The organism is Pseudomonas alkylphenolica, assembly GCF_000746525.1.
Taxonomy (GTDB): Bacteria; Pseudomonadota; Gammaproteobacteria; order Pseudomonadales; family Pseudomonadaceae; genus Aquipseudomonas; species Aquipseudomonas alkylphenolica.
The window spans coordinates 3,587,497-3,605,908 of sequence record NZ_CP009048.1 but is presented as its reverse complement, the minus strand read 5'-3'; the positions used below and the strand labels follow the sequence as shown (position 1 = coordinate 3,605,908).

General features: G+C 62.2%; 24 protein-coding genes and 1 tRNA gene. 9 read left to right on the top strand and 16 right to left on the bottom strand.

Features of this window, described 5'->3' with window-relative positions:
• Positions 1 to 6: 6 nt before the first annotated feature.
• The 3 genes from PSAKL28_RS27105 to PSAKL28_RS16480 form a co-directional block, all read right to left on the bottom strand.
• Positions 7 to 366, bottom strand: coding sequence for a hypothetical protein (locus PSAKL28_RS27105; protein WP_075226554.1), 360 nt, complete (start codon positions 364 to 366; stop codon positions 7 to 9).
• Between the two features lie 190 nt (positions 367 to 556).
• On the bottom strand, positions 557 to 796 hold the full coding sequence (locus PSAKL28_RS16485) for a hypothetical protein (RefSeq protein WP_038612531.1): 240 nt from the start codon (positions 794 to 796) through the stop codon (positions 557 to 559).
• A 104-nt stretch (positions 797 to 900) separates the two neighbouring features.
• Complete coding sequence (locus PSAKL28_RS16480; RefSeq protein WP_038612529.1) at positions 901 to 1,233, bottom strand: YceK/YidQ family lipoprotein; 333 nt, start codon at positions 1,231 to 1,233, stop codon at positions 901 to 903.
• Positions 1,234 to 1,448: 215 nt separating this feature from the next.
• Between PSAKL28_RS16480 and PSAKL28_RS16475 the strand changes: the two genes are divergently transcribed.
• Positions 1,449 to 1,646, top strand: coding sequence for a hypothetical protein (locus PSAKL28_RS16475; RefSeq protein ID WP_038612527.1), 198 nt, complete (start codon positions 1,449 to 1,451; stop codon positions 1,644 to 1,646).
• A gap of 21 nt (positions 1,647 to 1,667) precedes the next feature.
• Here the strand turns inward: PSAKL28_RS16475 and PSAKL28_RS16470 are convergent, their stop codons facing one another.
• Positions 1,668 to 1,910 (bottom strand): hypothetical protein, encoded by a 243-nt coding sequence (locus PSAKL28_RS16470; RefSeq protein ID WP_038612526.1) that lies wholly within the window; start codon positions 1,908 to 1,910, stop codon positions 1,668 to 1,670.
• A 55-nt stretch (positions 1,911 to 1,965) separates the two neighbouring features.
• On the opposite strand from PSAKL28_RS16470, the gene PSAKL28_RS16465 reads away from it, so the two are divergent.
• Positions 1,966 to 2,184 (top strand): hypothetical protein, encoded by a 219-nt coding sequence (locus tag PSAKL28_RS16465; protein ID WP_306452872.1) that lies wholly within the window; start codon positions 1,966 to 1,968, stop codon positions 2,182 to 2,184.
• Positions 2,185 to 2,199: 15 nt separating this feature from the next.
• Here the strand turns inward: PSAKL28_RS16465 and PSAKL28_RS16460 are convergent, their stop codons facing one another.
• Positions 2,200 to 2,613, bottom strand: a complete 414-nt coding sequence (locus PSAKL28_RS16460) for a DoxX family protein (protein ID WP_038612523.1) — start codon at positions 2,611 to 2,613, stop codon at positions 2,200 to 2,202.
• Positions 2,614 to 2,730: 117 nt separating this feature from the next.
• Positions 2,731 to 2,815 (bottom strand) — tRNA-Leu (locus tag PSAKL28_RS16455).
• A gap of 249 nt (positions 2,816 to 3,064) precedes the next feature.
• On the opposite strand from PSAKL28_RS16455, the gene PSAKL28_RS16450 reads away from it, so the two are divergent.
• Positions 3,065 to 4,246, top strand: a complete 1,182-nt coding sequence (locus PSAKL28_RS16450) for a two-component system sensor histidine kinase NtrB (protein WP_038612520.1) — start codon at positions 3,065 to 3,067, stop codon at positions 4,244 to 4,246.
• A gap of 19 nt (positions 4,247 to 4,265) precedes the next feature.
• On the top strand, positions 4,266 to 4,637 hold the full coding sequence (locus tag PSAKL28_RS16445) for a response regulator (RefSeq protein ID WP_038612517.1): 372 nt from the start codon (positions 4,266 to 4,268) through the stop codon (positions 4,635 to 4,637).
• Positions 4,638 to 4,710: 73 nt separating this feature from the next.
• Here the strand turns inward: PSAKL28_RS16445 and csrA are convergent, their stop codons facing one another.
• From csrA to PSAKL28_RS16415, 7 genes are all read right to left on the bottom strand, one after another.
• A complete protein-coding gene (gene csrA, locus PSAKL28_RS16440; protein WP_038612515.1) occupies positions 4,711 to 4,908 on the bottom strand; it encodes a carbon storage regulator CsrA in 198 nt (65 codons plus the stop codon).
• 357 nt (positions 4,909 to 5,265) lie between these two features.
• Positions 5,266 to 6,354, bottom strand: a complete 1,089-nt coding sequence (gene modC, locus PSAKL28_RS16435) for a molybdenum ABC transporter ATP-binding protein (protein ID WP_038612511.1) — start codon at positions 6,352 to 6,354, stop codon at positions 5,266 to 5,268.
• 3 nt (positions 6,355 to 6,357) lie between these two features.
• Positions 6,358 to 7,038, bottom strand: coding sequence for a molybdate ABC transporter permease subunit (gene modB, locus PSAKL28_RS16430; RefSeq protein ID WP_038612508.1), 681 nt, complete (start codon positions 7,036 to 7,038; stop codon positions 6,358 to 6,360).
• Positions 7,038 to 7,796 (bottom strand): molybdate ABC transporter substrate-binding protein, encoded by a 759-nt coding sequence (modA, locus tag PSAKL28_RS16425; protein WP_038612505.1) that lies wholly within the window; start codon positions 7,794 to 7,796, stop codon positions 7,038 to 7,040. Before modA ends, modB begins: the two co-directional genes overlap by 1 nt.
• 81 nt (positions 7,797 to 7,877) lie before the next feature.
• Positions 7,878 to 8,951, bottom strand: coding sequence for an NAD(P)H-dependent flavin oxidoreductase (locus PSAKL28_RS16420; RefSeq protein WP_038612503.1), 1,074 nt, complete (start codon positions 8,949 to 8,951; stop codon positions 7,878 to 7,880).
• A gap of 28 nt (positions 8,952 to 8,979) precedes the next feature.
• A complete protein-coding gene (locus PSAKL28_RS27890) occupies positions 8,980 to 9,150 on the bottom strand; it encodes a hypothetical protein (protein ID WP_096335681.1) in 171 nt (56 codons plus the stop codon).
• 3 nt (positions 9,151 to 9,153) lie between these two features.
• Complete coding sequence (locus tag PSAKL28_RS16415; RefSeq protein WP_038612501.1) at positions 9,154 to 9,456, bottom strand: DUF1883 domain-containing protein; 303 nt, start codon at positions 9,454 to 9,456, stop codon at positions 9,154 to 9,156.
• A gap of 160 nt (positions 9,457 to 9,616) precedes the next feature.
• On the opposite strand from PSAKL28_RS16415, the gene PSAKL28_RS16410 reads away from it, so the two are divergent.
• The gene (locus PSAKL28_RS16410) at positions 9,617 to 9,967 is read left to right on the top strand and encodes a hypothetical protein (RefSeq protein ID WP_038612499.1); all 351 of its coding nucleotides are present in this window, start codon (positions 9,617 to 9,619) and stop codon (positions 9,965 to 9,967) included.
• 75 nt (positions 9,968 to 10,042) lie between these two features.
• Here PSAKL28_RS16410 and PSAKL28_RS16405 read toward each other — a convergent pair whose 3' ends face one another.
• Complete coding sequence (locus tag PSAKL28_RS16405; RefSeq protein ID WP_038612497.1) at positions 10,043 to 10,708, bottom strand: HAD family hydrolase; 666 nt, start codon at positions 10,706 to 10,708, stop codon at positions 10,043 to 10,045.
• A gap of 77 nt (positions 10,709 to 10,785) precedes the next feature.
• Here PSAKL28_RS16405 and lexA point away from each other — a divergent pair, with 77 nt between their 5' ends.
• The 4 genes from lexA to PSAKL28_RS16385 are packed head-to-tail and all read left to right on the top strand — an operon-like array spanning position 10,786 to position 16,528.
• Positions 10,786 to 11,406 (top strand): transcriptional repressor LexA, encoded by a 621-nt coding sequence (gene lexA / locus PSAKL28_RS16400; protein WP_038612495.1) that lies wholly within the window; start codon positions 10,786 to 10,788, stop codon positions 11,404 to 11,406.
• A complete protein-coding gene (gene imuA / locus PSAKL28_RS16395) occupies positions 11,406 to 12,023 on the top strand; it encodes a translesion DNA synthesis-associated protein ImuA (RefSeq protein ID WP_038612492.1) in 618 nt (205 codons plus the stop codon). The genes lexA and imuA overlap by 1 nt, the downstream gene beginning before the upstream one ends.
• A gap of 6 nt (positions 12,024 to 12,029) precedes the next feature.
• Positions 12,030 to 13,445 carry a Y-family DNA polymerase gene (locus PSAKL28_RS16390; RefSeq protein WP_038612489.1) on the top strand — a complete coding sequence of 472 codons (1,416 nt, stop codon included), beginning with the start codon at positions 12,030 to 12,032 and terminating at the stop codon, positions 13,443 to 13,445.
• Positions 13,421 to 16,528, top strand: a complete 3,108-nt coding sequence (locus PSAKL28_RS16385; RefSeq protein ID WP_218918488.1) for an error-prone DNA polymerase — start codon at positions 13,421 to 13,423, stop codon at positions 16,526 to 16,528. The genes PSAKL28_RS16390 and PSAKL28_RS16385 overlap by 25 nt, the downstream gene beginning before the upstream one ends.
• A gap of 81 nt (positions 16,529 to 16,609) precedes the next feature.
• On the opposite strand, the gene PSAKL28_RS16380 is transcribed toward PSAKL28_RS16385, so the two are convergent.
• Both PSAKL28_RS16380 and PSAKL28_RS16375 read right to left on the bottom strand, forming a co-directional pair.
• Positions 16,610 to 17,431, bottom strand: coding sequence for an aldo/keto reductase (locus PSAKL28_RS16380; protein ID WP_038612484.1), 822 nt, complete (start codon positions 17,429 to 17,431; stop codon positions 16,610 to 16,612).
• Entirely contained in the window at positions 17,419 to 18,324 is a 906-nt protein-coding gene (locus tag PSAKL28_RS16375; RefSeq protein WP_038612481.1) for a LysR family transcriptional regulator, read from the bottom strand. The genes PSAKL28_RS16380 and PSAKL28_RS16375 overlap by 13 nt, the downstream gene beginning before the upstream one ends.
• Between the last annotated feature and the right edge of the window lie 88 nt (positions 18,325 to 18,412).

The window sequence follows — 18,412 nt, the reverse complement described above, 5'->3', positions numbered from 1 at the left end:
AAAAGATTACTGAGTAGCTGCCCGCAGCCTGATACCACTTACGTCGACCTGCTGGCCGATGGCTAACTCTTCGCGAGGAGAACGAACAGTTTTTACTTCACCGGTGCTGCTTCGCACCTTGTAAGTTCGTCCTTCTTGCCCGGTTGCAGACTGCACGCCGGATCCGACAAAAAAACCTACACCTGCTCCTACCAATGCTCCTATCGGGCCGCCTACCGCGCCGCCAGCCAGCAGCCCTGTGCCCGCACCAAATCCAGATCCAACCGTTGTGTCACCTTCCTGGGAAATCACTTCATCAGCGATTGCAGCGCTTACCCCAAAAAGACACAGGCTAGCGCTCAAGACAACAACATTTAACGGTTTCATGCTGCCTCCCAATGGCAGGCAACGTTACCTGCCATGATGGTCAAGGCAATGCCCCGTGTCTGTATAAGGCATTCGCCTGACACAAGGCTAAGCGTAGCTTGAGCATCCCGAAGCGTCAGGGTCAGTGGCGCAAACAACCCAGCGCCACGATGCCCGCACTCGTGGCTTCGTGACGCTGGGCACCGCTTGGCTAGGACTGCATCAAATAAGCGGGACAGTTCACTGGGCTTGAGCTGTCTTCGGCGTTCATCCGGGCGCAATGCGCCATTGCTTCTTCTTTGCCCTGGTAGCTTGGCTTGAGCCGCATTTTTTCCTGGTTGTCGTAGATGTCGAAGCCGCCCGACACGGTTGTAGCGTAGAAGCGGGTGCCAGCGCGGAAGGACTGTTGCTCTATTGGCACCGCCGGAACGATAACGAATCTTGGTTGCATTTTTTGTGCCTCCCCAGGCAGACAACTAACTATTAGTCATCCATTCGGGGCGCTGCAACAAAGCTGTAAGGCAGGCGACCAGAGGTATGTCAATTACCTCGCCACTACTGCAGTCGGGTCTTCGGAATATTGCCGTCTCTGTACTGTACGTAGATTGTGTAGGGTAACGCTACGGTGTCTGCCACGCCCGACAATGCCAGGTCCACCAGCATCAACAATGCTGAGGGTTGACCGGTAATGTCGGTGGTTTGCCGGGGTTCGGCATGCAATGCGCAGAAGTCCAGGGCTGCGCCGCTGTAGACCCGTGGAATGGCATCGCAATGCGACTGCCATCGGGCAAGCTTGCTGCTTGCCACACTGTCGTCCCTGAATACGGTGTTTATCGTCCCGCAGCCTGTTAGTGATATCGCTAACAATAATGTACCGATTGCTTTCATTTTTGCGCCTCCATGCTTGGCTCAGTAGCGATTTTACAGAAATCGTTGAGGGGATTCTCTTTGATAGACCGTGGGGGGCTACTGACCGTCTGTCTATTCAGTAGTATCGACGATAATGCAAATTATTCTCAAGTATTTAGCTATCGTGTAATCTCGCCGCCGCTTGGGCGGCAAGCCGATTTGCTGCCCGTAACCGGTGCTAGTTGGGGATGGGGATGGAAGACAAGAAAGGGGCCGTAGCTATTGTGCAATGGCGTACCCGTTTCCTTGGCGAGGGTGTGCTGCAGGAAGCAACCTATGACCAGGCCTTGATGGCTGCAGAGCAACTGGAGCGGGCGGGTTCGGTCAGTGCCAGCGAATGGCTGGATATGGTGCGTCAGGCCAACGCTGCCTTGCTTCGCCAGCCAGGTTAGCTTTTCTGGTGTCCCTGCTGATCAGCTCAGCCCCCATGTCAGCAGCGATAGAAGCGCGGCCAGCAGCGTGCCGAGCAGCGCGCAGTATTCGATCTTCGAATGCTGCGCATGCAGGCGCACGTCTTCAAAGTACTGGGCCTGGATGGGGGCGTGGGGGTAATGGCGCAGGTCTTCGGCCAGGCCCTGAAGGCGTGCGTCAATAACCGCGCCAATGGCACAGTAGGTCGCGAGGTGGCTGAGGATGAAAATCAGCAGGTATTTCATTGGCGCTCCCTGACGTTGACGATTTGCAGCCCCTGGCTTATACAAGCGTCCCTTATTGCCAAAAGCGCTGCTGCAGGAACTGATGATGCACGACGAGCCGGATATTCACGAACCTGAACACGACCACTTGCTCGATCATGAGTTCTACGACGGCGAACCTGTACAGCAGGACGAAGTCGACCCGTTGTTCGATCCGCAGGACGACGATGAACAAGCCGACGCCCTGGATGAAATCGACTGGGACGAGGGTGTCGATCCGCTTGATGACCTGTAGCCGCAGGTCGCCGCGTTATCGCCCATCCACCGAGAACCTGCCGGCACCTGTCACCGACAGCAGTAGCAAACCGCCACAAATGCTCAGGTTCTTGAAGTACTGTGTGCTGTTGGCCGCGCGTTCCGGGTCGACCATAGTCCAGAACGGATGACCGATCACTGCCGTGCCGATCACGAACAAGGCGAACAGAAATGCCAACGGACGGGTGTAGAAGCCCACGATCAGCAAGATGGCGACAAAGAACTCCATGATTACCGCAACGGCGGCCGCGACGGTGGGCATGGGGGCGCCGAGTGAGGTCAGGTAACCGACGGTACCGTCGAAGCCGGTCAGTTTGCTCCAGCCAGACATGATGAACAGGATCATCAGCAGGATACGGGCGAGCAAAATGATTACATCACGCTGGTTGTCGAACAAGGTATAACGCATGGCCACCTTCCTTTGTTATCGGGCCATTTTACCTTAGCAGTTGCTTGCCGCCTTTGCGTTGGGCGGGGTGAATCGCGGACAGCAAAAAGGCGCCTATAAGGCGCCTTTTGCAGAAGATGGTGCGAGTGGCGGGACTCGAACCCGCAAGGCTCACGCCGGCAGATTTTAAGTCTGCTGTGTATACCAATTCCACCACACTCGCACAGGTTTGAAAGGGTCTGGCGACCGGGCGCGCTATTGGATCGAAGCCCTGGAGAAAACGCGTTTCCTCCGCAATCAAGCGAGCTTTATAACTCATCGTTATATTTGAGTCAACCGCCGAGGAAGGGTCTGGACCGGCCTTCTTCGACGCGCGTAGCGCGCCCTTTCAACAGGAATGCCAAACGCCTGGAATTGTGCGCAGTGCTGGCTGTCTATGCTTGATTACGACTGCTGTTTGCGTGGAGCTGTTATGAGTTCTTCTGATCGCTCGGATTTGCACGCCATGCACGCCAACCGTTACGAGCAACTGGTGCAGGCGGTGGTGGACTACGCCATCTACATGCTCGATCCGAGTGGTCATGTGATTTCCTGGAACGCCGGTGCCCAGCGGATCAAGGGCTGGACTGCCGACGAAGTCATCGGCAAGCATTTCTCGCAGTTTTTTACCGAGCAGGATCGCGCCGAAGGCAAGCCGGCGCTGCTGCTTGAACGCGCTTTGCGCACCGGGGGCGCACAGGACGAAGGCTGGCGTGTGCGCAAGGACGGCACGCGCTTCTGGGCGCTGGCAGCGTTGGATGTGATCCGTTCAGTGGATGGCGAAATTATCGGTCTGGCGAAGATCACCCGTGACATCACCGACCGTCGCGAGGCCGCCCTGCAGCTTGATGCGATGCGCGCGCAGCTGTTTCAGGCACAGAAGCTCGAAGCCCTCGGCCAGTTGACCGGTGGCATGGCCCATGACTTCAATAACTTGCTGACCATCATCATCGGCTCGGCGAGGCTGGCCCTCAACAGCAAAGACCCGCAACGCAGCCAGCGTTTGCTTGAGCATATTCTCGATGCCGGTGAGCGCGGCACGCAAATGACCCAGCAGTTGCTCAGCTTTGCCCGGCACAAGGCGTTGAAGCAGGGGCGAGTGCAGGTGGCGACATTGATCGAGTCGATTCGCCTGCTGGTGGCGCATGCCCTGCCCAAGGGCGTTGAGCTGCAAATACAACTGCAGGAGGGATTGCAGGACATCGCAGTTGATGGCGGGCAATTGCAGATGGTTTTACTCAACTTGATTCTCAATGCCCGCGATGCCGTGGGTAATGAAGGGGTTATTCGACTGATGGGCTGTAACTGTCAGCTGGATGGCGGAGTCGAAGATTTGCACGGCGTCTTCGTGCGGCTGGATGTTAGTGACAATGGCCGGGGTATTGACCCCAGTGTGTTGCCGCGTATCTTCGAACCTTTTTTCACCACCAAGGCGTTTGGCAAGGGAACTGGATTGGGGTTGAGTCAGGTCTATGGCTTTATCAGGCAGAGCAATGGTGCGGTCAGTGTTGCCAGTGTGCCAGGCGAGGGGACGTGCATGACCTTGTACCTGCCGGTGTTCACTCAGGCCACTGCAGTGCTTTCCGGCACGCCGGCGCCAGTGGCGGGCACGTGAGCCTGCAGGCTGGACAGTCATGAGCACGATTCTGGTCGTCGACGACGAGTACCTGATTGCCGATATTCTCGGCTTTCTTCTGGAAGATGAGGGTTTTGAGGTCTTGAAGGTCGGCAACGGCGAAATGGCGCTGGAGGCATTGGCGCGTACGCGGGTGGAGCTGGTGATCACCGACTACATGATGCCCAGGCTCAATGGCAAGGACCTGGCGATTAAAATCCGCGAAAATCCGCAGTTGCAGCCGCTGCCGATAATTTTAATCAGCGGCGCCCAGGCGCACGAGGGATGGGACTGTCCGGAGTTGTTCGCAGCGGTGTTCGACAAACCCTTCGATATACCCAAGTTGATTGCCAAGGTTAACCAATTGCTCCGCCCACCCACGTCGTCATGAGGCCATTGCGGCCCGCCACCAGGGCTGACGCGATCGGGGTCAAGCGCATCCGTGCGGCTTGAATCAGTGAGCGTTACTCGTGAGGTTCTCCTCTTTCCGGTGCCGGGCTGCCGGCCTGAATGCGCTTGAAAATCTCTTCGCGGTGCACCTGAACATCTTTCGGTGCGTCGATGCCGATCCTCACTTGCATACCTTTGACGCCCAGAATGGTGACTTTGATGTCATCGTTGATGACGATGCTTTCGCCAACCTTGCGGGTGAGTATCAGCATGTATATCTCCTTGGTAACGTAAGTTGCTTTGCAGGCCGCGCCCGCACAAGCCGAGAACACGCGGAACGCGTTCCTCTTTTCCTTCATTAAAGACGCTTTCGGGAAATATTAATTCCGCCGAACACAGAATCTGTTTTGAGTCTTTAGTCGCAAGTGCCGGTAGGGGCGATTGAGCATTCCACAGCAGCGAACGCTGCTCACACCGGCAAGCATAGGGGGCTTGAGCGAATATGGGAAATTTCTCTGCATGATATGAGAACTGAGGTCTTTTGTATCGACTTTCAAGGGGCTAGCGACGTTACAGGATCAACACCAGGCACCTTTTCCCGGCGTCCGGCCCTTTGCGTTCATGCGCGGTCAGCCCAGCAGTGCCACCGACTTGATCTGCGCGATCAACTGCTGACCGCTGTGCAGGCCCAACTGGTCGGCCGAGTAGCGGGTGATCCGGGCCAGCAGCACGCTGCCGGCAACATCGAGGCTGACCAGGACATGGGCACTGTTATCCGCCGGTTGATGACCCCTGACCCGTACCGGCAAGCGGTTGAGAATGCTTGAGTGGGTATCTTCGACCAGGCTCAGGCTGACATCCCGGGCCTGCACCTTGAGCCGCAATGAGGTGCCCAGTGCCAGTGGTTCGTGGGCCAGGCGCAGCGCCAGGCTGCTGCCCGGCAGTTGCAGGCCGAGTAACTGGTAGTGGGTGTCGTAACTGCTGACCTGGCCTTCGATGATCACCCCGGCATCGTCCCCCTGGGCCAGCGGCAGGTCGAGGCGGGCGAGGGTGGCGGCAATCGGGCCGCTGGCCTGGACCTTGCCCTGCTCCAGCAGCACCAGGTGGTCAGCCAGCCGGGCTACTTCATCCTGGGCATGGCTGACATAGATCAGCGGGATCTCCAGCTCGGTGTGCAGACGCTCCAGGTATGGCAGGATCTCGCGCTTGCGCGGGCCGTCGAGGGCCGCCAGGGGCTCGTCCATCAACAGCAGTTGCGGGCTGCTGAGCAAGGCCCGGGCGATGCCCACGCGTTGCGCCTCACCGCCGGACAGGGTGGCGGGCTTGCGCTCGAGCAAGTGCTCGATGCCCAGCAGCGCACAAGCTTGTTCAAGGCTGACCTTGCGCGCCTGGGCTGGAACACGGCGCCAGCCGAAGGTCAGATTGCCGTGGACAGTCAGGTGCGGGAACAGGCTGGGCTCCTGGAATACGTAGCCGACCGGGCGCAGGTGCGGGGCGATGAAGTGGTCGCGGCGCGAGTCTTGCCAGATCTGTCCGTTGACTTCGATATAGGCCTCGGATGCCCGTTCCAGGCCGGCAAGGCAGCGCAGGCAGGTGGTCTTGCCTGAGCCTGAGTGACCGAACAGGGCGCTGATGCCGCGACCGGGCAATTGCAGGTCGACGTCCAGGTCGAAATCGTCACGGGCGACCTTGAGCCGGGCATGAATCATCTTGTGCATGCTTCAGCTCCAGGCCGATTTGCCCTGGCGGCTGGAGTACAGCGCCAGCAGCACGAGGAACGAGAACACCAACATGGCGCCGGCCAGCCAGTGCGCTTGCAGGTATTCCATGGCTTCGACATGGTCGAAGATCTGTACCGAGACCACGCGGGTCTTGTCGGGAATGTTGCCACCGATCATCAGTACTACGCCGAATTCACCCACCGTATGGGCAAAGCCGAGGATGCTGGCGGTGATGAAACCGGGCCGGGCCAGCGGCAGCACCACATGGACAAACGTGTCCCAGGGGCTGGCGCGCAAAGTGGCGGCGACTTCCAGCGGGCGCTCGCCGATAGCGCTGAAGGCGTTCTGCAGCGGTTGCACGACAAAGGGCATGGAGTAAATCACCGAGCCGATCACCAGGCCGCTGAAGCTGAATACCACGGTACCCAGCCCCAGCGCCTCGGTGGTCTGGCCGATCCAGCCGTTGGGCCCCAGGGCCAGCAGCAGGTAGAAGCCGATGACCGTCGGCGGCAACACCAGCGGCAGGGCCACTACCGCGCCCACCGGCCCGCGCAGCCACGAGCGCGTGCGCGCCAGCCACCAGGCGATGGGCGTACCGACCAGCAACAGGATCAACGTGGTCAGGCTGGCCAGTTTGAAGGTCAGCCAGATGGCACCCAGGTCGCTGGCATCCAGTGGCATCAGATTTCGTAACCGTAGGATTTGATCAATGCAGCGGCTTTCGGACCTTTGAGGTAGTCCACCAGGGCCTTGGCTGCCGGGTTGTCTTTGCCCTTGTTGAGGATCAGCGCATCTTGCCTGATCGGTTCATGCAGGCTGGCCGGGACAATCCAGGCCGAACCTTCGGTGACTTTGCCGTCCTTGTAGATTTGCGAGAGGGCGACAAAGCCCAGCTCGGCATTGCCGGTGGACACGAACTGGAAGGCCTGGGTGATGTTCTGGCCTTCGACGATCTTGGCCTTGGTGGCCTCGGTCAGCTTGAGCTTGTCCAGCACCTGGGTGGCAGCCAGGCCGTAAGGCGCAGCTTTCGGGTTGGCGATGGACAGGTGCTTGAACTCATTTTTTTTCAGCACTTCACCCTTGGCGTCGACATAACCAGGTTTGGCCGACCACAACGCCAGGGTGCCGATGGCATAAGTGAAGCGCGAACCTTTGACGCTGTCGCCTTCGCTTTCCAGTTTGGCCGGGGTGCTGTCGTCAGCGGCGAGGAACACTTCGAACGGCGCACCGTTCTTGATCTGTGCATAGAACTGCCCGGTGGCGCCGTAGGCAGCGACCAGCTTGTGACCGGTGTCTTTCTCGAAGTCCTTGGCAATGGCCTGGATCGGCGCGGTGAAGTTGGCGGCGACAGCCACCTGGACCTCATCGGCCCAGGCACTGTTGAAAGTCATGAAGGTGGCCAGGGCGGCCAGGGCGAAACGCGGTGCGCACTTACTCATGAAACACAGCTCCATGGGCTGAGGGGTAGTCGTTATATACATGAATATATAGCGATTGCCCGACAAACGGAAAGCACTGCTTTAGCGCTTGAGCTGGGTGAGGGCGTTTTCAGCCAGTTTGCGGGTCAGTTCGGCGGCCGGCAGGGCTTGCCCCAGGCGCAGCGCCTGGCCTGACCAGAGGTTGCTGAAATCGCTGTTACCCTGAGGTTCGCTGATTGCCCGCAACGGCATCAGCGCACCGCCGGCCAGCGGGAAGTGCGGCGCCAGCGCACTGATGGGCCCCAGTTCACGCATGATTCGCGTGCTGATGCCGCGGGCCGGGCGCCCGGTAAACAGATTGGTCAGGGCCGTGTCGCTCTCTTTGGCGCTGTGCAGGGCCTGGCGGTGGGCCGCCGAGACCTTGGCTTCCGGGCAGAACAGGTACGCGGTACCCAGCTGTACCGCCGACGCGCCCAGCGCCAGGGCGGCCACAATGCCGCGATGGTCGCCGATGCCGCCAGCGGCAATCACCGGAACCTGCACTGCATCAACGATTTGCGGCACCAGCGCCAGGGTGCCGACCTGGGAATTGAGGTCGTTACTGAGGAACATCCCACGGTGCCCGCCGGCCTCATAGCCCATGGCAATGATCGCGTCGCAGCCGTGCTGCTCCAGCCAGATCGCCTCATCTACGGTGGTGGCGCTGGACAGCACCTTCGCGCCCGTGGCCTTGACCCGTGCCAGCAAGCTTGCCTCCGGCAGGCCGAAGTGAAAGCTCACCACTGCCGGCTTGAAGGCTTCGATCAGCTGGCAGCTGTCATCGTCGAACGGTGCGCGGTTGGACACTGGCGTCGGCGCATCAAAGTCGGCGCCCAGCTCTTCGTAGTAGGGCTTGAGCGCCAGCTTCCAGGCCGCATCGCGGGCCGGGTCCGGCTGCGGTGGCTGGTGGCAGAAGAAGTTGACGTTGAGCGGGCCGTCGCTGGCTTGCTTGAACGCCTGCAGCTCGGCGCGGATCTGCTCCAGGCTCAAGGTTGCACAAGGAAGCGAGCCCAGGCCGCCGGCATTGCTCACGGCAATGGCCATGGCCGAGCCGGTGGAACCGGCCATGGGCGCCTGAAGGATCGGCAGTTCGATGCCGAGCAGATCGAGAAGACGGGTGTCCGGCCATGGGCTCATGCCTGGGGTTCCTTCTGCGCTGTGTCCGTTACAGGGCTTTGCTGACCTTGATGTCGGTGATCTTTTTCGCGTCTTCGCCGTGGAGTTTCTCCAGGGCGGCTTGTACTTCTTCAGGGGCGTCGCTGCTCATCTGGGCGAAGTCGAAACGACGCTCACCATCGATCTTGTACTTGATGACGTACTTGGTGGTCTGGCTCATGGCTTATCTCAGCTTCGACGACGAACGGCGGATGAATTTGATCTTGTGGGTGAAGGTCGGCTTGGTCACTGCCGACAACGCACGCGGACCAACGGTATCGATGGTGATGTTCCAGAAGCCGGTGCTGGGCACAGTGATCTTCGCCGGGAAATCGACGAAAGCGCCGCCGTGATAGGTGTGGCGCCCGCCATTCTTGAAGCTGCGGAAGTTGGCGTCGTTCATCAGGCGGATGTTGCAGCGCTGGGAACACTCGATGACGACGATGTCGTCTTCGTTGAGGTGTTCGCGCTGGTGTACGAATTTCATGTTGCTCTCCGCAATGGATCTTTGGGCAAATCAAAACGATACCATGATCAACGGTTACACTGTCGCCCTTCGTGCCCGACCCACGATAAATCTGCCAATCAAGGGAGCAAAATGGTCTGGGCGCGGTCAGAGTCTTTTTCCTTGGTGGAGGTGTAGCTTGATGAAGTGGGTTGTAGCAGGGTTGGCAGTTACGCTGGGTGGTTGCGTCAGCGTGTCGGAGCTTGAAAGCTCGCCGGAAACCCTGAACGTGATTTCCGGCAAGAAGCCCCAGGAGTACGCCACCTGCGTACAGCAGCAACTGGCTGAAACCCGTGGCCCCCTTGAGGTTGAGCCGCATCATGACGGCCTGCGCCTGGTCGTGCCGCAAAAAATCGGTGCCGGGCCTGCTGCGCTGGTGGACATCAATGAGCGCGGCAGCGGCAGCAGCATCAAGCTGTACGAGCGCCTGAACAACTTCCCCCTGCGCCTGGGTGACGTGAAGACCGCAGCGACGCGCTGCATTTCCGGGTGAGTCTGTTGATGCCATCGCGGGGCAAGCCCGCTCCCACCGGCTCGGTGGGAGCGGGCTTGCCCCGCGATGTCTAAGTCAGATAGTTACCCCACTCATTTGTCCAATCAGCGCCCACAACCGCGGATCCTCGAAATCCGCCACTACCAGCTGCGCTCCGGCCGCGAGCAGGGCTTCGGGCGCCTGACTGGTGGACAGACCAACGGTAAAGATTCCGGCACGGCTGGCTGCCGTCACCCCGGGCACCGAGTCCTCGAACGCCAGGGCATGACTGGCCCGCGCCTGCAGGCATTGAAGGCCGGTGAGGTAGGGCAGTGGATCCGGTTTCGCCCGCGGCAGCTCTTCAGCCACCAGCACATGCTTGAAACGCTCGCCCAGGCCCATGGCATTGAGCATATGCACGGCGTTGGCCCGGGGCGCATTGGTCACCACGGCCATGCCGATGCCTGTCTGTTCGGCATGCTCGAGCAAGCGGACCAGCCCGGCGGTGGGCTGCAGCGTTGGTGACAGTGCGCGAAAACGCGCCTCCTTGCGATCAGCAAAAACCTGGTGCTCGGCCACTGACCGCTCGGGGAACAGGTAGCGGCACAGATCAGCGTTGGCCCGACCGCTGACGTGAGCATCGAACTCCGCCTCGGTCAACACCCGGCCTTCTTCCTGCAAGAGCTGTTGCATGGCCAGCAGGTGGAGTTTGTCGGTATCGGTCAGGGTACCGTCGAGATCGAACAGCAAGGCTTCAAGCATTCCGGGCATCCGTTGCAATGGCCGCTCATCATAACCGGATCACAGGGGCTGGTCAGTGCACGCCGAAAAGAGTACAAATGTACCCCATGAACAGATTATCGCCCAAACGCAGCGCCATCCTCACTTTCATCCGTGAGCGGATTGCCGATCATGGCCAGCCGCCGAGCCTGGCCGACATCGCCACAGCCTTCGGCTTTGCCTCGCGCAGTGTGGCGCGCAAGCATATCCAGGCCCTGGCCGAGGCCGGTTTCATCGAGGTCACCCGCAACCAGGCCCGGGGCATTCGCCTGGCCGGGGCTCTGCGTCGGCCCGAGGTCCTGGAAATTCCGGTGCTGGGCCAGGTGGCCGCAGGGCGGCCCATCGGCCCGGACGTTGATATCCACGAGCAGCTCATGCTCGACGCCCAGCTGTTCAGCCGTTCGCCGGACTACCTGCTCAAGGTACGTGGCGACTCGATGCTCGATGACGGCATCCTCGACGGCGACCTGGTTGGCATCAAGCAGCAGGCAGAAGCCCGTGACGGGCAGATCATCGTCGCCCGCCTCGATGGTGAGGTGACCATCAAGCGTTTCGAGCGGGTCAGTGCCCAGCAGTACCGTCTGCTGCCACGCAACCCGGCCTATGCGCCGATCGAGGTCGGTCCTGGCCAGGACTTTGTCATCGAGGGCGTGTTCTGCGGCCTGGTGAGGCGCGGCTGATGGGTGCGGTGCTCAGCCTCGAGGGCCTGCTCGACCAGCAACGGGTCTGGAAGGGTCGCCCTCAGGCACAGCCCCAGGGCCTGCAGCCCACCGGTCATGCGGCGCTGGATACGGCATTGCCGGGCGGTGGCTGGCCGCCCGGCGCGCTCACCGAGGTGCTGCTCAGCGTCGAGGGCTGCGGCGAGCTGCAATTGCTCTGGCCCAGCCTGGCCCGCCTGACCGCCAGCGCTGAGCGGGTGGTGCTGATTGCTCCGCCGTTTATTCCCTATGCACCGGCCTGGCAGGCGGCGGGGGTCGATCTGCAGTGGCTGACCCTGGTCGAGACGACAGCGGCCGATGCGCTCTGGGCCGCAGAGCAATGCCTGCGTTCAGGTAGTTGTGGCGCTGTGCTGTGCTGGCCGCACAAGGCCGACGACCGCGCCTTGCGCCGTTTGCAGGTAGCTGCCGAAAGTGGCCAGACCCTGGCCTTTGCCTTGCGTCCTCTGCAGGCGGCGTTGAACCCGTCACCGGCGGCGTTGCGCATTGCCATTGATGCCCGCCCAGCCCAGTGGCGGGTACTCAAATGCCGGGGCGGGCTGGCCCCGGCGCTGCCCATTGCCTGCCCCGGGCGAGGCTGATGGATCATGCTCTGGGCCTGTATCCTGCTGCCGCAGCTGGCGCTCGACGCTGTGCTGCGCGGGCGCGCCGACCCCGACACGCCACTGGTGCTGCTCAGTGGCCCGCCCCAGCGCCGCCTGCTGCAGGCGGTCAACCCGGCAGCGGCGGCCCTCGGTCTGCGTGCCGGGCAGCCGTTGACCACGGCCCAGGCGCTGGCGGGCAATTTCACCTGTGTCGACCATGACCCGGCCGCCATCGACGCCTTGCAGCAGCTGCTCGCCGCCTGGGCTTATCAGTTCAGCTCCCAGGTCAGCCTGCATTACCCGCGGGTACTGTTGCTGGAAGTCGAATCCAGCCTCGGCCTGTTCGGCCCCTGGCCTGCCTTCGAGGCGCGGTTGCGCGCGGAGCTGAGCGCCCTGGGGTTTCGTCACCGCATCGTCCTGGCCAGCAACCCGGTGGCCGCGCGTATGCTCGCCAACTGCCACGATGGCCTGGCGCTCGATTGCCCCGAGCAGACCCGCGCTGCCCTTGAGCAATTACCTATCGAACGGGTCGGTTTGCCCGTGGAGGCGGCGAGCGCCTTCAGCCGTATGGGCCTGCGCCGGCTCGGCCAGGTCATGGCGCTGCCCCGCGAGGCTCTGGCCCGGCGTTTTGCCGCGGCGGTGCAACTGCACCTGGACCGCCTGCTGGGCTTGCGGCCCATGGCGTTGACGTTCTACCTGCCGCCGGACCGCTTCGATGCCCGTTTGGAGCTGAACTTCGATGTCGAGTCGCACCAGGCCTTGCTCTTTCCGCTGCGCCGTCTGATCAACGATCTGGCCGCGTTCCTGGCGGGCCGTGACAGTGGTGTGCAGCGTTTTACCCTGCACCTGGAACACGCCGAGGGCGTCGACACCTGTGTGGCTGTTGGTCTGCTGGCCGCCGAGCGTGACCCGCTGATGCTGTTCGAGCTGGCCCGTGGGCGCCTTGAGCAACTGCAACTGAGGGCCGCGGTACGCAACCTGCGCTTGCTGGCTGAAGACCTGCCGGCCTTTGTCCCGCAGCATCGCGAGCTGTTCGAGCCACGCCCGCAGCAGAACCAGCCCTGGGAACAACTGCGCGAACGCCTGCGCGCGCGTCTGGGCGACACGGCGGTGCATAGCCTGTCGGCCCAGGCCGATCATCGCCCGGAATGCGCCTGGCGCCTGGATAATCCGGCCACCCTGGCAGCGGCCGCTCCGGCAGCGCTGCGTCCGGGCTGGCTGCTGGCTGAGCCCCAGGCCCTACCGGGCGTGGGCGTGCAACTGCTGACCGGCGCCGAGCGGATCGAGTCCGGTTGGTGGGATGGTGGCGATGTGCGCCGCGACTACTACCGGGTGCAGACCCCCACCGGGCTGTATGCCTGGGCCTACCGCAACCTCGGTGAAGACGGGCCGTTGTGGCTGCAGGGCTGGTTTGCATGAACACGCCAGTGGCTTACGCCGAACTGCATTGCCTGTCGAACTTCAGTTTCCAGCGCGGTGCCTCCAGCGCCCAGGAGTTGTTCCGCCGCGCCCGCCAGCAGGGCTACCAGGCCCTGGCCATCACCGACGAGTGCACCCTGGCCGGAATCGTCCGGGCCTGGCAGGCGGCGAGGGCGGTGGAGCTGCCATTGATCGTCGGCAGTGAAGTACGCCTGGATGATGGGCCCAAGCTGGTGTTACTGGCGGAAAATCTGCCCGGTTACCAGCACCTGTGCCGGCTTATCACCCTGGGCCGGCGACGGGCGCAGAAGGGCGCCTATCAGCTGCTGCGTGAGGACTTCGATACCCCGCTGGAGGGACTGTTGGCCCTGTGGCTGCCGGATGAAGACGAGCAGGACCTGGCTGTCGGCCACTGGTTGCGTGAGCGCTTCGCCGAGCGCCTGTGGCTGGCGGTCGAGCTGCACCGTGGCGCCGACGATGGGCTGCGTCTGCAACAGTTGCTGGCTCTGGCCGCGTCCCTGGAACTTCCCGCTGTAGCGGCGGGCGACGTGCACATGCATGCCCGAGGGCGGCGTGCCTTGCAGGACAGCATGACGGCGATCCGTCATCACTGCACCGTGGCCGAGGCCGGGCAACGCCTGTTCGCCAACGGCGAGCGTCATTTGCGTCCACTGCCGCAACTGGCCGAGCTGTATCCGCAGGCGTTGCTCGATGAAACCCTGCGCATCGCCGCCCGCTGCCGCTTCGACCTGAGCCAGATGCGCTACCAGTACCCCCGCGAGCTGGTGCCCGCCGGGCAGACGGCCAGCGCCTGGTTGCGCCATTTGTGCGAACAGGGGCAGCGCTGGCGCTGGCCCAACGGTGTCGAAGAGAAAGCCCGCCAGGCGCTGGAACACGAACTTGAGCTGATTGCCGAGCTGAACTACGAGAGCTATTTCCTCACCGTTCACGACATCGTCAAGTTTGCCCGCAGCCAGGGCATTCTCTGTCAGGGCCGTGGCTCGGCGGCCAACTCGGTGGTGTGTTTCGTGCTGGGCATCACCGAGCTGGACCCGATGCGCAGCCACCTGTTGTTCGAGCGTTTTCTGTCGCGCGAGCGCGATGAGCCCCCGGATATCGATGTCGATTTCGAACACGAGCGCCGTGAAGAAGTCCTGCAGTACGTATTCAACCGTTACGGCCGTCACCGCGCGGCGTTGACCGCTGTGGCCAGTACCTACCATGCTGCCGGCGCGGTGCGCGATATCGCCCGGGTGCTGGGCTTGCCGGTGGCGCAGATCAACGCGCTGGCTGACTGTTGCGGACGCTGGAGCGATCGCTTGCCGCCGCCGGAGCAACTGCGTGAAGCCGGTTTCGATCCCGACAGCCCGTTGCTGCGCCGGGTGCTGGCGTTGACCGGCGAATTGATCGGCTTTCCCCGTCACCTGTCCCAGCATCCGGGCGGTTTCGTGATTTCCGAGCAGCCGCTGGACACCCTGGTGCCGGTGGAGAACGCCGCGATGGAGGGGCGTACGGTCATCCAGTGGGACAAGGACGACCTCGACCTGGTCGGCCTGCTCAAGGTCGATATCCTTGCCTTGGGCATGCTCAGTGCCTTGCGCCGTTGTTTTGACCTGTTGTACCGCCATCGCGGCCGTGAACTGAGCCTGGCGCAGATCCCCGCCGATTGCGCGGCCACCTATGAAATGATCGGCCGCGCCGACACCATCGGTGTGTTCCAGATCGAGTCGCGGGCGCAGATGGCCATGCTGCCGCGGCTCAAACCAGAGAACTTCTACGATCTGGTGATCGAAGTGGCGATCGTTCGCCCCGGGCCGATCCAGGGTGACATGGTCCATCCTTACTTGCGCAGGCGCCAGAAGCTGGAAGAGGTGACCTATCCATCGCCGGCGCTGGAAAAAGTCTTCAAACGCACCCTCGGCGTGCCGCTGTTCCAGGAGCAGGTGATGGAGCTGGCCATGGTCGCGGGCGGCTATTCGGCGGGCGAGGCTGATCAGTTGCGGCGGGCCATGGCTGCCTGGAAACGTCATGGCGGCCTGGAACCACACCGCGAACGACTGATCAGCGGCATGCTCGGCAATGGCTACAGCCGCGAATTCGCCGAGCGGATCTTTGAGCAGATCAAGGGCTTTGGCAGTTATGGCTTTCCCGAGTCCCACGCCGCCAGTTTCGCCTTGCTGACCTACGCCAGTTGCTGGCTCAAGTGCCATGAACCGGCGATCTATGCCTGTGCGTTGATCAACAGCTGGCCGATGGGCTTCTACAGTCCCGACCAGATTCTTCAGGATGCCCGCCGTCACCGCATCGAGATCCGTCCGGTGGATGTCTGCCACAGCGATTGGGACTGCAGCCTGGAGCCGGGGGCAGGGCAGGCGCTGGCCATTCGCCTGGGGTTGCGGCAGATTCGCGGCTTTCGCCAGGACGATGCCCGGCGTATCGAACAGGCCCGGAGCGCGGCTGCCTGGCGTGATGTCAGTGACCTCTGCCTGCGTGCGCAACTCGATGCCCGGGCGCGCGAACTGCTGGCCGATGCCGGTGCCCTGCGCGGGCTGGCCAGCGACCGTTACCGGGCGCGCTGGAGCGTGGCAGCGGTGCAGGCGCAGTTGCCGTTGTTCGCCGGGGTCGATGCTCCTGAGGAGGCGCCTGTGAGCCTGCCGCAGCCGTCGATCGGCGAGGATATGTTCGCCGACTATGCCAGTGTCGGCACCACCCTGGGCCCGCATCCGCTGACCTTGTTGCGCCGCCGTCTCGACGTGCTGGGCTGTCGCAGTTCACAGGCACTGGAGAGCGCCGAACATGGTGACAAGGTCAGCGTGGCGGGGCTGGTGACCGGCCGCCAGCGCCCGCAGACCGCCAGCGGCGTCACCTTCGTCACCCTTGAGGATGAGTTCGGTAATGTCAACGTGGTGGTCTGGCGCGACCTGGCCGAGCGCCAGCGCCGGGCCCTGGTCGGCTCACAATTGTTACGGGTGAGCGGACGGCTTGAGTGTGAAAGCGGGGTACGCCACCTGATTGCTCGGCGCCTGGAAGACCTCAGCCCGCTGTTGCAAGGGCTGGATGTGCGCAGTCGGGATTTTCGTTAACGCATCGCGGGGCAAGCCCGCTCCCACAGAGGCTGTGGGAGCGGCGGTGCGACGACTCGACTTGCCCCGCGATGAGACCCTTCAAACCATCGCCAGCGGCTGTTTGCGCGTCGGCACCGGAAAGGCCCGGTCAATAGCGCGCAAGTCTTCGCTATTAAGGGTCAGGCTGGCCGCCGCCGCATTCAGCCGCACATGTTCCGGATCCACTGCCTTGGGGATGGCAATCACATCGTCCTGACGCGTCACCCAGGCCAGGCTGACCTGGGCCGGGGTGGCACCATGGCGCTCGGCAATCTCATTCAGGGTCGGGTGCTTGAGCAAACGCCCGGCCTGAGCCAGCGGGCAGTAGGCCATGGTCGGCATCTGGCGTTTGTGGCTCCAGGGCAACAGGTCGAACTCAATGCCGCGCTGGGCAGGGTTGTACAGGACCTGGTTGGTGGCGCAGTCGGGGTTGTGCAGCTCGCGCAAGTCGTCGGTGTCGAAGTTTGATACGCCCCAGCGGCCGATCTTGCCCGCTTCACGCAAGCGTTCGAAGGCCTCGACGGTTTCCTCCAGCGGATACTGGCCGCGCCAGTGCAACAGGTACAGGTCGATATAGTCAGTGCCCAGACGCTTGAGGCTGCGCTCGCAGGCTGCCGGGATGCCGTTGCGGCTGGCGTTGTGCGGGTACACCTTGCTGACCACGAAGACCTGATCACGACGCCCGGCGATGGCCTGGCCGACCACGTGTTCAGCACCGCCTTCGGCATACATCTCGGCTGTATCGATCAGTGTCAGGCCCAGCTCAATACCTTGCTGCAGCGCTGCTACTTCGCGGCTACGCTGGCCCGGGTCTTCGCCCATGTACCAGGTACCCTGGCCGATGGTCGGAACATCTTTGTCGGCAAGCTTCACTGTACGCATGTCATCTCCTGGGGGCGGGCTTGTTCTTGTAATACATCGAGCAGCGCCTGAGCTGCCGCAGAGAGTTTATGGTCAGCCAGTAGGGAGACGCCAATGCGTCGTTCGATGATCGGCTCGACCAGTGGCACGCAGCGGGCGCCGAGCTCCTGCATCTGGCCGATGCACAAGGCCGGTACGGCGCTGACGCCCAGGCCGTTGGCAACCATGCGGCCGATGGTCGACAGCTGATGGCTTTCGAAGGCCACCGCCAGCTTGCCATGCTCGGCCGCCAGGGCCTGCTCCAGCAGCAAGCGCACCGCCGAAGGCCGCTGCAGGGCGATGAAGTCTTCCGCCAGCAACTCGCGCCAGCTGACCTGGGCTTGCTGTGCCAAAGGTGAATCAGTGGGCACTACCGCGACGAAACGGTCCAGGTACAGCGGCTTGAACAGCATCGGCGCGCTGGCCTCGGGCTCGATACCGATGCCCAGCTCGACGCGGCGATGGCGTACCAGTTCCAGCACCTGCTCGTTGATCACGTCATGCACCGTGACATTGACCCGCGGGTAGCGCTGGCGAAACACCTTCAACACCGCCGGTAGCAGGTTGCCGGCAAAGGCCGGCATGGCGGCAATCGACACTCGCCCCAGCTGGAGAGTGAAGCGCTGGCGCAACAGTTCTTCGGTATTGTCCCAGTCGGCCAGCAACTGCCGGGCCAGGGGCAGCAGTACTTCGCCCTCCGGGGTCAGGCTGACACTGCGGGTGGTGCGGCTGAGCAGGGCGCCGCCGAGGTTGTCCTCCAGGGCCTTGATGGTCAGGCTCAGGGCCGGTTGCGACAGATGCAGGTGCTCGCCGGCCTGGGCAAAGCTCTGGTATTTGGCAACGGTGACAAAGGCGCGCAACTGCTTGACGTTCATCGGTGTGGTCTATTCTTTTGAAAAATTAATCAAACAATCATAAAAACAAAATTAACAAATAAGTCGGTTGGGGTGAAGATGCGTCAAA

What these genes read in the sequence shown, in the direction of transcription:
- PSAKL28_RS27105 (WP_075226554.1), bottom strand. Translation starts at nt 366, where the DNA reads ATGAAACCGTTAAATGTTGTTGTCTTGAGCGCTAGCCTGTGTCTTTTT.
- PSAKL28_RS16485 (WP_038612531.1), bottom strand. Translation starts at nt 796, where the DNA reads ATGCAACCAAGATTCGTTATCGTTCCGGCGGTGCCAATAGAGCAACAG.
- PSAKL28_RS16480 (WP_038612529.1), bottom strand. Translation starts at nt 1,233, where the DNA reads ATGAAAGCAATCGGTACATTATTGTTAGCGATATCACTAACAGGCTGC.
- PSAKL28_RS16475 (WP_038612527.1), top strand. Translation starts at nt 1,449, where the DNA reads ATGGAAGACAAGAAAGGGGCCGTAGCTATTGTGCAATGGCGTACCCGT.
- PSAKL28_RS16470 (WP_038612526.1), bottom strand. Translation starts at nt 1,910, where the DNA reads ATGAAATACCTGCTGATTTTCATCCTCAGCCACCTCGCGACCTACTGT.
- PSAKL28_RS16460 (WP_038612523.1), bottom strand. Translation starts at nt 2,613, where the DNA reads ATGCGTTATACCTTGTTCGACAACCAGCGTGATGTAATCATTTTGCTC.
- PSAKL28_RS16450 (WP_038612520.1), top strand. Translation starts at nt 3,065, where the DNA reads ATGAGTTCTTCTGATCGCTCGGATTTGCACGCCATGCACGCCAACCGT.
- PSAKL28_RS16445 (WP_038612517.1), top strand. Translation starts at nt 4,266, where the DNA reads ATGAGCACGATTCTGGTCGTCGACGACGAGTACCTGATTGCCGATATT.
- csrA (WP_038612515.1), bottom strand. Translation starts at nt 4,908, where the DNA reads ATGCTGATACTCACCCGCAAGGTTGGCGAAAGCATCGTCATCAACGAT.
- modC (WP_038612511.1), bottom strand. Translation starts at nt 6,354, where the DNA reads ATGCACAAGATGATTCATGCCCGGCTCAAGGTCGCCCGTGACGATTTC.
- modB (WP_038612508.1), bottom strand. Translation starts at nt 7,038, where the DNA reads ATGCCACTGGATGCCAGCGACCTGGGTGCCATCTGGCTGACCTTCAAA.
- modA (WP_038612505.1), bottom strand. Translation starts at nt 7,796, where the DNA reads ATGAGTAAGTGCGCACCGCGTTTCGCCCTGGCCGCCCTGGCCACCTTC.
- PSAKL28_RS16420 (WP_038612503.1), bottom strand. Translation starts at nt 8,951, where the DNA reads ATGAGCCCATGGCCGGACACCCGTCTTCTCGATCTGCTCGGCATCGAA.
- PSAKL28_RS27890 (WP_096335681.1), bottom strand. Translation starts at nt 9,150, where the DNA reads ATGAGCCAGACCACCAAGTACGTCATCAAGTACAAGATCGATGGTGAG.
- PSAKL28_RS16415 (WP_038612501.1), bottom strand. Translation starts at nt 9,456, where the DNA reads ATGAAATTCGTACACCAGCGCGAACACCTCAACGAAGACGACATCGTC.
- PSAKL28_RS16410 (WP_038612499.1), top strand. Translation starts at nt 9,617, where the DNA reads ATGAAGTGGGTTGTAGCAGGGTTGGCAGTTACGCTGGGTGGTTGCGTC.
- PSAKL28_RS16405 (WP_038612497.1), bottom strand. Translation starts at nt 10,708, where the DNA reads ATGCTTGAAGCCTTGCTGTTCGATCTCGACGGTACCCTGACCGATACC.
- lexA (WP_038612495.1), top strand. Translation starts at nt 10,786, where the DNA reads ATGTACCCCATGAACAGATTATCGCCCAAACGCAGCGCCATCCTCACT.
- imuA (WP_038612492.1), top strand. Translation starts at nt 11,406, where the DNA reads ATGGGTGCGGTGCTCAGCCTCGAGGGCCTGCTCGACCAGCAACGGGTC.
- PSAKL28_RS16390 (WP_038612489.1), top strand. Translation starts at nt 12,030, where the DNA reads ATGCTCTGGGCCTGTATCCTGCTGCCGCAGCTGGCGCTCGACGCTGTG.
- PSAKL28_RS16380 (WP_038612484.1), bottom strand. Translation starts at nt 17,431, where the DNA reads ATGCGTACAGTGAAGCTTGCCGACAAAGATGTTCCGACCATCGGCCAG.
- PSAKL28_RS16375 (WP_038612481.1), bottom strand. Translation starts at nt 18,324, where the DNA reads ATGAACGTCAAGCAGTTGCGCGCCTTTGTCACCGTTGCCAAATACCAG.